Consider the following 12,581-nt stretch of genomic DNA (forward strand, 5'->3'; position numbering starts at 1 on the left):
AATCGCGCCCGTGCGTTTACATCCAAGCGTCACGGCTCATGCAAACTATCAGTCGCCACCGGCATAATTTTGGTGACGAAATACGAAATCACCGAGCGTCGACCCACCTTGATATCGGCTTGCAGCGGCATGCCGGGCACCAGCCGGAAGCCGGGCGGGGTGTTGTGCAGCAGCAACTCACCCAGCGAAATCTGGGTCCGATAAAACAGGCTGTGCGGACGGCTCGGCAGTGACGACCCGCCCTCGGAGGGCGGCGTTTCCGGGCTGAAACTATCCGCACTCACCGAGGTCAAAATCCCCTTCGCCGATCCATAACGCAGCGAATCCAGCGTATCGAATTTCACCGTTACCGGATCGCCAACATGCAGATACCCCGATTCCGACCCGCTCACATCCGCCTCAACCGTCAACGGCGCATCAATCGGCACCAGCGAGATGAATTTCTGCCCGGTTTCCAGCACCGATCCGACCGAGACATGCGCCACCGTCAGCACCACCGCATCACGGGGCGCGCGCAGCACCACCAGCTGATCCTGCAATTGCGCTTTGGACAAATCCTGCTGCGCGGTGACCAATTTCGCCGTGGTTTGCGCCAATTGTTCGGAGACTTGCGCGATCCATTTCTTTTTATAGGCGTCGCGCTCGGCAATCTCAGCCGCCAAATCACGCTCGCCCGCCGCCGCCGTCGCAATCGACCCCGCGAGCGAGCTAGAGACCGACAAGCGATCATTCAGCGCGATCAATGAATTAAGCTTGCTGCCCACCTGCAATTTTTGCAGTTGTGTGCGCATATTCTCAACCGCCTGCGCGACATTGACCCGCTTTTTGTCATAGCCCGCCTCGCCTTCGCTTTTCGCGACAATCATGCGCAGTTCAGCGATTTTTTGATTGTAATTCTCGATCGTGTAGGTGCGTTCAGCCTGTCGGCTGGCAAAAATTGCGGCTTGCAACGAAGCCGCTGGGGAGGGATGAGCCGGCGCGTACGTGGTGTCGTTCGCCTCCGCCTCCAGCCGCGCCTGCTCGGCTGACAAGGCGACCACCTGGCTGCGCAACGCGGTTAAATCGGCGCGGGCATAGGTTGGGTTCAGCTTGGCCAGCAACTGACCTTTGCGGACGATCTCGCCCTCATGCACATAAACCGCTTGCACAATCGAGGTATTGAACGGTTGCAGCATGATGGTCGGCGCGGTGGAAACCAACCGCCCCGGCGCGGTGACCACTTTGCTCACCTTCACCACCGCCGCGATGATCAGCAGCAAAGCCACCATCACGGTAACGACCAGCCCGGTATAGCGCGAGCTGGCCGGGATCGGCGTAGCGATGACAGCCGCCGTCGGGGACTGGAATTCGAGCAAAGCCACCGGAATTTCGCCGATCTGCGCGCCCGTTGCCAAAGCGGTCGCGGTGCCGCCGCCGCCAATACCATCGCCCACGGCGGGCTTGGCCTGCATGGAACGGTCGCCGCTGCCCTCTTGGGTTGGTTTGCGACCGAAGCGGTCGTTAATCGCCCTGAGCCAGTGCCGGAGTTGGTCCATGGCGCCCTCCTTCCGGGTTCATATGACGGTTCTGTTGCAGCCAGAGATGACGATAAATCGCGCAACGCTCGACCAGTTCATCATGCTTGCCGAGATCGACCACCTCACCCGAATCCATCACCAAAATCTGATCACAATCGATCAATGAGGCCAGACGATGCGAGATGATCACCATCGTGCGATTGCGCGCAATGCGCAGCAAATTGGCGTTAATCAGCGCCTCGCTTTCTGGATCGAGCGCGCTGGTCGCTTCATCGAGCAGCAAAATGCGCGGATCGGCAATCAAGGCCCGCGCAATCGCAAGGCGCTGCTTTTGCCCGCCTGAAAGATTGGGCGAATTTTCTTCGATGAAGGTTTCATAGCCATGCGGCATCCGCTCGATGAATTCCTCAGCCCCTGCCAAACGCGCCGCCTGGATCGCGTCTTCAAAGCCAAGTCCTGGGCGACCCGCGATGATATTGTCGCGCACCGAGCCGCGGAACAAGAAATTATCCTGCAACACCACGCCAAAACTCTTGCGCAAATGCCGTAAATTAATCTCACGCAGTTCCGTGCCATCCACCTTGATCGCGCCGGTATATTCGGTGTTGATGCCTTGCAGCAGTCGCGCCACGGTTGATTTGCCGGACCCGGACCGCCCAACCACGCCCAGCATCGTGCCCTCCGGCACTTTGAAACTCACCTTGTTCAACGCGGGCGATTTGGTGCCTTCATATTGGAAGGTCACCGAATCAAACTCAATCGCCCCGGCAAAGCGGGGCCGCAGCCCGGTCATCAACGCCCGCCGCTCGGTGGGCCGGTTCAGCACCGCGCCAACAATCGCAAAAGCCGCCCGCGCTTCCTGCGCATCCTGGATCAGCCGCGCAAACGATACGAGCGGCCCAGCCACGCGCCCGCCCAGCAGCATGAACCCAACCAGCCCGCCAATCGCGAGCGGATTATGCGAGGTGAGCGCGATATAGCCGCCCAACAGCAACACACCGCCCTGGGCATAACGCTCGAACGGCAAAGACAACACCACCGGCCAGTTCGAGAGCAAACCCATTTGCATGTTCAACCGGCTGGTTTCCGCCACCCGCGCATCCCACAACTCGCCGCGCACCCGCTCCAGCGCCAAGGATTTCACCGTGCGAATCCCATAGACGCTTTCCACCATCACCGCGCCCTTATTCGATTCGGCCTCGATGATCTTGCTGGTCAAGCGGAACATCGCCGGCAAAAACGCGGTGATGATCAAGGCGATGATCGCCGCCGCGATCAGCACCGTCCATGCCATAAACGCGTTGAGATAAAACAGGATCGGCAAAATCAACGCGATCATGAAAATATCAATGAAGGTCGAGAGCAGCCGCCCGGTGATAAAATCGCGCACCCGGTAAATTTGCTGGATTTTGTACGCGGTTTCACCGGCTCGATTGCGCTCGAAAAATGTCAGCGGCAGCGTCATTAACCGCTCGAAAATCATCAAATTCAGCCGCGCATCAATCCGGGTGGACAAAATCACCAACATTAATCGTCGGCCCCAGGTCAACATCGCCTCGAAAGTGATGGCCACCACAAACACCAGCGTAATCAGGATCAAGGTGTTGATACTGTGGAACACAATCACGGTGTTGAGCACCACCATGATCATCAAAATCGGCAAAACCTGCAAAATCGTCAGGGTGATCGAGCTGATCGCCACGTCACGCAGGATTTTTTTCTCAAGCATCACCATCCGGATCAGCAAGCCGAAATTAAACACCGGCTCCACCGCCTCGCCAGACCGCTCGGCGCGGATCAGCAGCGTCGTGCCGTCCCATACTTGGCGCATTTGCAATTCATCAACCGGCATCGGCGCCGCACTGAACGGGGCGCGTGGATCGCGCACAAACACCACGCCGCGCTCACGGTCCTGCGCCACCATCAGCGCCGCACCGCCATCATTGAGCAGCAAAATCACCGGCGCATTGGTTTCCACCTTCAGCAATTGCCGGAAATTCATGTGAATCGCCCGCGCCCACAAGCCACTTTCACGCGCCCAATCAACCAGATGCGGCGAGGATGGCGGGCCACCCGTCGGCTCCTTGCGCAACGTATCGAGGTCCAGCGTCACGCCATGAAATTTTGCCACCGACTGCACAGCGGCAATGCGGACATGGATTTCAGGCTCGCTTGGCCGCTCCGGCGTCGCGTTATCGACAAAATCGTTCATCGGAGGTTCGACCTTTTTTCACGCGCTATGACATTATCCAAACAAAATCAAACGCTTCTACCAAAATTGTTCCATCGCTCCGCACCATAAACAGATTATCGCTCGCCTTGGCAAGAGAGTGATCTTCCGGTCCATACCGCCTTAAGGTTAACATCCTATTGCAGCGCACACTACATTAATTTTCAGCACCCCGGTTTCCGGCCCCCTATTGGCAAGCCGGTTCGCACCGCGTGATCTTGCCAGCGCCGCGCCAACCATCAACACTCGGCCCGTCGCGGTTGGTGCCAAATCGCCGGATTCGCGACCAAAAGCTGAGATTACCAACCGCTCCGGAGTGAGATTGATGGATATTCGCCCCGCCACCCTTGCCGATTTGCCCGCGTGTCAGGCGATCTATGCCCATCATGTGCTCAAAGGCACCGGCACGTTCGAGGAAATCCCACCCTCGCTCGAAGACTTAACCGCCCGCCACCGCGCCATCACCGCCGCCGGGCGCCGTTGGATCGTCGCGCACGATGCCACGGGTGTGCTCGGCTTTGCCTATTTCGATCAATATCGCTCGCGCTCGGCCTATCGCTTCACCGCTGAAGACAGCGTCTATGTGCGCGAAGATGTGCGGGGGCAGGGCGTGGGCAAGGCGTTGGTGGCGCGCCTGCTCATCGATGCGGCAGAGGCCGGGTTTCAGCAGATGCTCGCCGTGATTGGCGATGCCGAAAATATCGGATCGATCGGCATGCATGCCAGCCTCGGCTTCCAGCGCGTCGGCCTGCTGCGCGATGTCGGCTTTAAATTTGGCCGCTGGCTTGATGTGGTGATCATGCAGCGCAGCCTGCGTGCTGACTAATTATGGCCCCCACCCACCGCCCGATTCAGGCGTGACCGCTCTCGGTGGATAATGCGGCAGGGTCAATATCGATCTGCCCCAGGGCGCGGCGCCATTTGGTCTCAAAGCGCGTGTCGAACAAAATCGCGGGCGTCGCTGGCGCCACCAGCCAGCTATCGCTGCGCAATTCAGCATCCAACTGGCCGCTGCCCCAACCGGCATAGCCCAGCGCCAAAATCGAGCGCGCCGGCCCCGCGCCGATGGCCAAGGCGCGCAACACATCAATGCTGGTGCTCAACGCGCTGGCGGCATCGATGCGCAGCGTGTCCTCGCACCGCCAATCGGGTGAATGCAACACAAAGCCGCGCGTCTGTTCCACCGGTCCGCCGGCGCAAATGCGAATATCCTGCGGGATCGCCGCTTCGATATCCAATTGCTGAATCAAATCCACAAAACGCGGTTCGGTCAGGGGCCGGTTCAGCACCAGCCCCATCGCGCCATCGTGATTATGCGCGCAAATAAACACCACCGTCTGCGCAAAGCGCGGATCGGCCAAGCCCGGCATCGCGATCAATAATTGCCCGGCCAAGCTCGCACGCAGAGGCGCCAAGCGCCGCCGCCCCCGGGAAACCCCGCCAGCCACAGGCGGGCGCGCCAAAGTCCGCTCAGGTGAACGCGCGGTCGGGCGCTTGCCGGTTCGGGTCGGACGATCAGTCGAATGAGCCATCGCGGTACTGTCCACAAAATCCGGCGGTGACGCAAGCGCCTTTTGCCCGGCTTCACCATCAAGCCGCGATCCTGTAGGAACCGCCATCGATCACTATTTTTTCGTGACCCACCGCAACCCTGACCGACAAAGGACCGCCTGATGATCAAAGTTGGAGACAAGCTCCCCGCCATGACCTTGATGACGCCCACGGCCACCGGCCCCGAGCAAATCGACACGGGTGCGTTCTTCGTCGGCAAAACCGTGGCGCTGTTCGCCGTGCCTGGCGCGTTCACCCCCACCTGCAGCGTGCGCCATCTGCCCGGCTTTCTCGATCATGCGGACGCGTTCCGCGCCAAGGGCGTCGATGACATCGCCTGCCTCGCGGTCAATGACGTGTTCGTGCTCGATGCCTGGCAGAAAAACCAAAATAGCGCCGGGCGCATCACCATGCTCGCGGATGGCTCGGGTGACTTCACCAAGGCGCTCGGCCTCGAATTTGACCTGACCGCCCGTGGGCTGGGCGTGCGCAGCCAGCGTTTCGCGCTGGTCGCGCGCGACGGCGTGGTCACCCATCTGGCGGTCGAAGCGCCCGGCGGGTTCGATGTATCAAGTGCCGAAGCCGTGCTGGCCGCCTTGAGCGCGTGAGCAATCCCGCCTCCGATCAATCCGCGAGCGCGCCGACCTGGCCCACGCTCGCGGTGATCGTGCCTTGCTATAACGAAGCGCCCAACGTCGCCCCGATGGTCGCCCGGCTGGATCGAGCGCTCGCCGGCATCGATTTCGAGGTGATTTTCGTCGATGATAACAGCCCGGACGGCACGGCTGAGCAGGCGCGCGCCATCGGCGTGCAGGATCATCGGGTGCGCTGCCTCAAGCGCGTTGGCCGGCGCGGCCTGTCCTCGGCGGTGATCGAGGGCGCGCTCGCGACCTCGGCAGCGTTCATCGCGGTGATCGATGGCGATTTGCAGCATGACGAAACCGCCCTGCCCGCCATGCTCGCTGCCCTGCGCGGCGGCGCGGACCTCGCGGTGGGCAGCCGCCATGTCGAAGGCGGTGATGCGGCGGGCCTCGCGTCGCCGTTTCGCACCTGGCTCTCGCGCACCGGCACGCGGCTGGCCCAGAGCTTGTCGCGCACCACGCTGAGCGATCCGATGAGCGGGTTTTTCATGATCAGCCGCGCCCAATTTGAGCGTTTGGCGCCCGCTTTGAACGGGCAAGGCTTCAAAATCCTGCTCGATCTGGTGCTGGCCGCCGATGGCCGCCTGCAAATCGCTGAAATTCCCTATAAATTCCGCCCGCGCGTGGCCGGGGAAAGCAAGCTCGATGCGCTGGTGCTCGCGCAATTTGCCGGGCTGATGATCGATAAAACCCTGGGCGGCGCGCTGCCGCTGCGATTTCTCGCCTTCGCTTTGGTGGGCGGCTTTGGCATTATCGTCAATCTGGCGGTGATGGCCGCGCTGCGCGCCGCTGGGCTCGATTTTTTCTCCGCCCAAACCCTTGGCACCATCGCCGCGATGGTGGTCAATTTCGAGCTGAATAATCGGCTGACCTATCGCATCGTGCGCCTCAAAGGCCCGCTTTATTGGCGCGGCCTGATTTTGTTTCTGCTGGTCTGTGGCCTAGGCGCGATTGCCAATATCGGCATTGCCCGCACGCTTTACGCTGAAAACACCGCAGGCCTGCTCGCCGGGGCGGCGGGAGCGGTGATTGGCGTGGTGTGGAATTATGCCGTCTCGGCCACCTTGGTCTGGCGCCGGGCGTGACCGGGCGGCGCGGCCTGCTGCTCCTGCTCGGCCTGACCGCGCTGCGCCTCGCCCTCGCGGCGATCCTGCCGCTCACCCCTGACGAAGCCTATTATTGGCTCTGGTCGCGCCATCTGCAGCCCGGCTATTATGACGATGCCCCGTTGATCGCCGTTTGGATCCGGGCGGGCAACACCTTATTCGGCGCCACACCGCTCGGGGTGCGGTTATTCTCGCCGCTCGGCGCTCTGGCCGGCTCGCTGCTGCTCTGGCAGGCGGGCAATGATTTTTTCTCCAACCGCACCGATCATCCGGGCTTGGTGGCGGCGCTGCTGCTCAATGCGACCCTCCTACTCGGCGCCGGAGCCATCATCACCACGCCCGATACACCTTTGCTCCTGTTCTGGACCGCGACGCTGGCCGCCCTCGCACGCTGGCACAAAACCGGCGATGATCGCTGGTGGCTGGCCGCCGGGGCGACAGGCGGCTTGGCGATGGATGCCAAATATACCGGCTTGCTGATTTTTGCCGCCGCCGGTCTTTCGCTCCTGCTCGATCAACGCGGGCGGGCGGCGTTGCGCCGACCCTGGCCTTGGCTTGGCATGCTGATTGGCTTGGTGCTGTTCATGCCGGTCTTGATCTGGAATGCGCGCCATCACTGGGTCAGCCTGCTCAAACAAGGCGGGCGCACCGCGCATTTCGATCTGAGCCATGCTGGCCTGCATCTGGCGGACCTGATCCTGGGCCAATTCGGCCTCGCCACACCGTTGATCGCGATTTTACTGGTGCTCGGCACCCTCCGCGCGATCCGCGCGGGCGATGCGGGCCTGCGCCTCTTGGGGCTGAGCGTGGTGCTCCCGGCGCTGATTTTTCTCGAACATAGCCTCTCCGGTGTGGTGCAAGGCAATTGGCCGGCCATTCTGTATCCCGGCGCGGCGCTGGCCATTGCGGGCACGCTGGGCGCGCGGTCACGACGCTGGGTGGCCCCGGCTGGTTGGCTCGGCTTTGCCATCACTGCGCTGGTTTATGGGCAGGTTTTGACCCGCTTCATTGCGCTGCCCCCCGCGCGCGACCCGATTGCGCTGCAAATGCGCGGCTGGCGAGCTTGGTCCGCCGAGGCCGCGCACCAGGCCCATGGCGATCCGATCATCGCCACCGATTACGCCACCATCGCAGAGCTTGACTGGAACCTGCCCGCGCCGAACCGGCTGATCGCTGCCGGGCCGCGCTGGCGCTGGTTCGCCCTGCCCCATCCGCCACCGACGCGCAGCGCCTTGCTGATCCAATCAAACCGGCGCGGCCCGCCCTCGCCCGCTTTGTTCAGCGCCATCACCAAGCTCGGCCCGCTCGATCGGCAAAGTCGCGGCGTGACCGTGCAGGCCTATACGCTGTACCGCGTGACCCTGCGCGCTCACGCGCCGGCCGCGTTGCTCCGCCGTCCGCATCGCCGGTAATTTTTTGCCGCCCTCCCTTCATCCTTTTTTAACCCCTGCCCGCGATACTCCGCCCATCACCACCCCATACCGATCAAGGGCGATCAGCACATCATGGCGATCAAGGGCAAACGCGGCGGCAAGGCAGGGTCGGAACGGCCGAACCTGATTATCCGCAAGGAAGAAATCATCGAAGGCGGCGGCCATGGCGGCGCATGGAAAGTCGCCTACGCGGATTTTGTCACCGCGATGATGGCGTTTTTCCTGCTCATGTGGCTGATCAACGCCACCTCCGAGGTGCAGCGCATCGGCCTGTCGGATTATTTCAGCCAATCGAACGTGTTGAATGATGGGCATTCGGGCGAGGGTAAAATTTTCGGCGGCAGCACCCCCAATGATAAAGGTGCGCTGTCGTCGGATCGCGGCGCGATCCAGGTGCGCCCGGGCAATATGCCGATCTCGATCCGCGCCCTACCCTCGCCCAAAGGGATCACTCCGCAGCCCACCGCCGCCAGCGGCCAGCAATCGCGCGGCGAGCATCACGCCCGATCCGGTCAGCGCGCCAACACCCAAACTCAAACACCCCAACATATCACCATCAGCACCGGCCCCGGCACCACCCAAGCCGTGGCCACCACCGCCGAAATCGCCGCCGCGCGCAATTTCGCAACCGCGATCCAGACCATGCAACAGGCAATCCGATCAGACCCTGTGCTATCCGGCCTTGCCAATCAGGTGCGCATGCGCATCACCCGCCAAGGGCTGCGCATCGACATGATGGACACCAACAAGCGGCCCATGTTTCCCTTGGGCTCGGTCAAACCGAACGCCACCACCCGCCGCCTGATCGCGACCATTGCGCCGGTTCTGGCCGCCATGAGCGATCCGATCCAGCTTAACGGCTATACCGATGCACGGCCCTATCTGGTCCCTGGCTATAGCAACTGGGATCTCTCGATCGGGCGGGCCAATGAAACACGCCGCCTGTTGCTCGCGGCGGGCCTCGACAAACAACGCATCGCCTCGGTAACCGGCTATGCGGATCGCGGCTTGTTAGTCCCCGATAAGCCGCTCGCCGCCGCCAATCGGCGCGTCTCCATCCTGGTGGTGCATCCCTTGCCGCGCGCCGCGATTACGATCGCCCTGCAACGGGCGATGCTCCCCAACATCCTGCCAAAAAGGCCGGTTTCAGGATCCGCTCTGTCGCCTCCGCCCCAGACGCATCCAACACCACGCTAGCCTCACGGGTGCCTCATGCTCGCTATCGGCGGTATCGCCTTTCTGCTCCTCTGCGTCTTTGGCGTGTTTGCCGCCACCGGCGGCGCCATCGGCCCGCTCATGCAAGCGCTGCCGTTGGAATTCGTCACCATCGGCGGTGCCGCGATTGGCACGCTGATCGCGGGCAATTCGATCCATGATGTCAAACACACGCTCAAAGATTTCAGCAAAATCATCAAAGGCGGGCGGTTTCACAAAACCGATTATGTGGATTTACTGGGCTTGCTGTATTTTTTGGTGCGCCTGGCCGCCACCAAAGGGGCGATGTCACTCGAAGCCCATATCGAGCGGCCCGATGAAAGCCCGGTATTCAAACATTTTCCGAAAATTCTGGCCAATAAGCGCGCAACCTACATTATTTGCGATTATCTGCGCATGGTCGGCATGAATGTCGATGATCCGCACCAGGTCGAAGACGTGCTGGCGCGTGAGCTGCGCAAATCACTGATCGAGGATTTGCATGGCGCCCATACGCTGCAAGTGATGGCCGATGGGCTGCCCGCCCTCGGCATTGTTGCAGCCGTGCTCGGAGTGATCAAAACCATGGCGCATATCGCCCAGCCGCCCGCCATTTTGGGCGAAATGATCGGCGAAGCCCTCACCGGCACCTTCCTCGGCGTGCTGTTGGCCTATGGCGTTGTCGGCCCCTGGTCGATCCGGTTGCGCGCGGTGGTCGAGGAGGATGCGAAATTTCTCGAAGTGATCCGCGCCGTGTTGGTGGCGCATTTGCATGGCAATGCCCCGCAAGTCAGCGTCGAGGTTGGCCGTAAAATGGTGCCCAATATGCATATGCCGGATTTTTTCGAATTGGAGGAATCCATCCAGAGCCTGCAAATCCCCGCCTAGAGCGCGATTGATTATAATCAATCACGCTCTAACCCTTGTTTGCCGCTCAATTTCATTGGTTTAGGGTGTATCCCTCGATTCAACCTAAACCAATATTGATCTCATCGCCGCTATTTGCTCCACCCTGTCGGCCTTGCTAATCATGTTGCGTTGCAACGTCGAACGGCAACGCCAGTGGAGACAGGGCAAAGCGCAGCATGGACGAGCTGATCGAAGGCTATCACCGATTTCGTGCGCGTCGCGGGCCCGATGAGCGGGGCCTGCGCGGATGCCCCTGGGTGGCCGCCGCCTGCGCCGCAGAAAAACTCACCATTCTCGGCTTTTACTTCGATATCAGCACCGGCATTCTCAGCCAGGTCGAAGCCGATCACGTCACCCCTATCGATGAGGTAATCGCATGAACACGCGCAAATCGCTCTCCGGCTGGGACCGCGCCAAGCGCGAAGGCCAACGCCGCGTGTTGATCACCGCCTATGATTACCCGTTCGCCCGCCTTGCCCAAGATGCCGGGATCGATGGCGTCTTGATCGGCGACTCACTCGGCATGGCGGTCCAAGGCGGGCATGACACGCTGCGCGTCAGCCTTGAGCACATGATCTATCATACCGAAATGGTCGCGCGCGGCGCCCCGGAGTGCCTGATTATGGCGGATCTGCCCTTCGCCAGCTTCGAGGCCAGCCCCGCCCAAGCCTTCACCGCCGCCGCCGCCTTGATCAAAGCGGGAGCCGACATCATCAAGCTCGAAGGCGGCGCGCCGATGATCGAAACCGTCGGGTTTCTTTCCGCCCGCGCCATTCCGGTCTGCGCGCATATCGGCCTGACCCCGCAGCATGTGCGCCAGTTTGGCGGCTTCAAGCGTCAAGGCAAAACTAACGCCCAAGCCACGCAACTCACCGCCGACGCCCAAGCCCTCGCCCAAGCCGGCGCGCGCATGCTGCTGATGGAGGCAATCCCCACGCCGCTCGCCACCAGCATCACCCAAGCCCTCGACATCCCGACCATCGGCATCGGCGCTGGTCCCGGCACGGATGCCCAAATTCTGGTGATGCATGATGTCCTCGGCCTCAACGCCGCCTATCTGCCCGGCTTCGCCAAGCGCTATCTCGATGGCGCGGCCCTGATCACCCAAGCCATCGGCACCTACGCCGAGGATGTGCGCCAACAGCGTTTCCCCGCCTCTGAGTAGCGGGTCTGAATAACCGCACCCCCGATCCCGCCCATAAAAAAGGCTTATGCACCGCATGGCGCATAAGCCTTTTTTGATTGGAATGGTTAGAGTTTAGCGCGAATAATATTCGACCACCAAATTCGGTTCCATCTGCACCGGATAGGGCACATCCGCGAGCTTCGGCGCGCGAATGAACCGGCCCTTCATCGCCCGGTGATCGATTTCGATGTAATCAGGCACATCGCGCTCGGCGGTCTGCGACGCGTCGAGCACCACGGCGAGTTGCTTGGATTTCTCGCGCACCTCGATCACATCATCATCGCGCACCTGGAACGAGGGAATATTGACCCGTTTGCCATTCACCAAAATATGCCCGTGGCTAACCAGTTGGCGCGAGGCGAACGGGGTAATCGCGAACTTCATCCGATACACAACAGCATCCAACCGGCGCTCGAGCAGCTCGATCAGATTCTCCGAGGTATCGCCCTTGCGGCGGCCCGCCTCTTCATAATAGCGGTAGAATTGCTTTTCGCTGATATTGCCATAATAGCCGCGCAATTTCTGCTTGGCCATCAGCTGCACACCGTAATCGGACGGCTTCTTGCGCCGCTGCCCGTGCTGGCCGGGGCCATATTCGCGCTTATTGACCGGCGATTTCGGCCGGCCCCACAAATTCACGCCGAGACGGCGGTTAATCTTATACTTGCTCGCAGTGCGCTTGGTCACGGCGATCTCCTTCGCATGTTTTTGCCGAACCGAACCCGGCCCGATCCTGTTGTACCGGTAGGCTGATGCACAAAGCGCGCAACAGCGGGCGCAGGCCCCGAAGGCCCGTCCACGTTCCCAGCAATTT

The 12,581-nt window shown here is 61.3% G+C and carries 12 protein-coding genes; 8 read left to right on the top strand and 4 right to left on the bottom strand.

The genetic code is table 11. The features are described 5' to 3' along the window. Nucleotides 1-29: 29 nt before the first annotated feature. Together ACYUCQ_RS05850 and ACYUCQ_RS05855 are read right to left on the bottom strand one after the other, a co-directional pair. Complete coding sequence (locus tag ACYUCQ_RS05850; RefSeq protein WP_460253578.1) at nt 30-1,535, bottom strand: HlyD family type I secretion periplasmic adaptor subunit; 1,506 nt, start codon at nt 1,533-1,535, stop codon at nt 30-32. Further along, nucleotides 1,501-3,729, bottom strand: a complete 2,229-nt coding sequence (locus ACYUCQ_RS05855; RefSeq protein ID WP_460253579.1) for a peptidase domain-containing ABC transporter — start codon at nt 3,727-3,729, stop codon at nt 1,501-1,503. Before ACYUCQ_RS05855 ends, ACYUCQ_RS05850 begins: the two co-directional genes overlap by 35 nt. A 343-nt stretch (nt 3,730-4,072) precedes the next feature. Here ACYUCQ_RS05855 and ACYUCQ_RS05860 point away from each other — a divergent pair, with 343 nt between their 5' ends. Next, entirely contained in the window at nt 4,073-4,573 is a 501-nt protein-coding gene (locus tag ACYUCQ_RS05860) for a GNAT family N-acetyltransferase (protein WP_460253580.1), read from the top strand. Between the two features lie 25 nt (nt 4,574-4,598). On the opposite strand, the gene ACYUCQ_RS05865 is transcribed toward ACYUCQ_RS05860, so the two are convergent. Then, complete coding sequence (locus ACYUCQ_RS05865) at nt 4,599-5,279, bottom strand: YqgE/AlgH family protein (protein ID WP_460253581.1); 681 nt, start codon at nt 5,277-5,279, stop codon at nt 4,599-4,601. 141 nt (nt 5,280-5,420) lie between these two features. On the opposite strand from ACYUCQ_RS05865, the gene ACYUCQ_RS05870 reads away from it, so the two are divergent. The 7 genes from ACYUCQ_RS05870 (at nt 5,421) to panB (ending at nt 11,746) form a co-directional block, all read left to right on the top strand. Further along, the gene (locus ACYUCQ_RS05870; RefSeq protein WP_460253582.1) at nt 5,421-5,906 is read left to right on the top strand and encodes a redoxin family protein; all 486 of its coding nucleotides are present in this window, start codon (nt 5,421-5,423) and stop codon (nt 5,904-5,906) included. Continuing rightward, complete coding sequence (locus tag ACYUCQ_RS05875; protein ID WP_460253583.1) at nt 5,903-7,024, top strand: glycosyltransferase; 1,122 nt, start codon at nt 5,903-5,905, stop codon at nt 7,022-7,024. Before ACYUCQ_RS05870 ends, ACYUCQ_RS05875 begins: the two co-directional genes overlap by 4 nt. Then, nucleotides 6,979-8,457, top strand: a complete 1,479-nt coding sequence (locus ACYUCQ_RS05880) for a glycosyltransferase family 39 protein (RefSeq protein ID WP_460253584.1) — start codon at nt 6,979-6,981, stop codon at nt 8,455-8,457. The genes ACYUCQ_RS05875 and ACYUCQ_RS05880 overlap by 46 nt, the downstream gene beginning before the upstream one ends. A gap of 93 nt (nt 8,458-8,550) precedes the next feature. Further along, nucleotides 8,551-9,675: a flagellar motor protein MotB gene (locus ACYUCQ_RS05885; RefSeq protein WP_460253585.1), complete on the top strand. Its 1,125-nt coding sequence runs from the start codon at nt 8,551-8,553 to the stop codon at nt 9,673-9,675. Between the two features lie 15 nt (nt 9,676-9,690). After that, complete coding sequence (gene motA / locus ACYUCQ_RS05890) at nt 9,691-10,560, top strand: flagellar motor stator protein MotA (RefSeq protein ID WP_460253586.1); 870 nt, start codon at nt 9,691-9,693, stop codon at nt 10,558-10,560. A 197-nt stretch (nt 10,561-10,757) separates the two neighbouring features. After that, nucleotides 10,758-10,961 carry a hypothetical protein gene (locus ACYUCQ_RS05895; protein ID WP_460253587.1) on the top strand — a complete coding sequence of 68 codons (204 nt, stop codon included), beginning with the start codon at nt 10,758-10,760 and terminating at the stop codon, nt 10,959-10,961. Beyond that, nucleotides 10,958-11,746 carry a 3-methyl-2-oxobutanoate hydroxymethyltransferase gene (panB, locus tag ACYUCQ_RS05900; protein WP_460253588.1) on the top strand — a complete coding sequence of 263 codons (789 nt, stop codon included), beginning with the start codon at nt 10,958-10,960 and terminating at the stop codon, nt 11,744-11,746. The genes ACYUCQ_RS05895 and panB overlap by 4 nt, the downstream gene beginning before the upstream one ends. A 93-nt stretch (nt 11,747-11,839) precedes the next feature. On the opposite strand, the gene rpsD is transcribed toward panB, so the two are convergent. Further along, entirely contained in the window at nt 11,840-12,454 is a 615-nt protein-coding gene (rpsD, locus tag ACYUCQ_RS05905) for a 30S ribosomal protein S4 (protein WP_460253589.1), read from the bottom strand. Between the last annotated feature and the right edge of the window lie 127 nt (nt 12,455-12,581).

This window comes from Acidiphilium sp. MT5, from assembly GCF_054767495.1.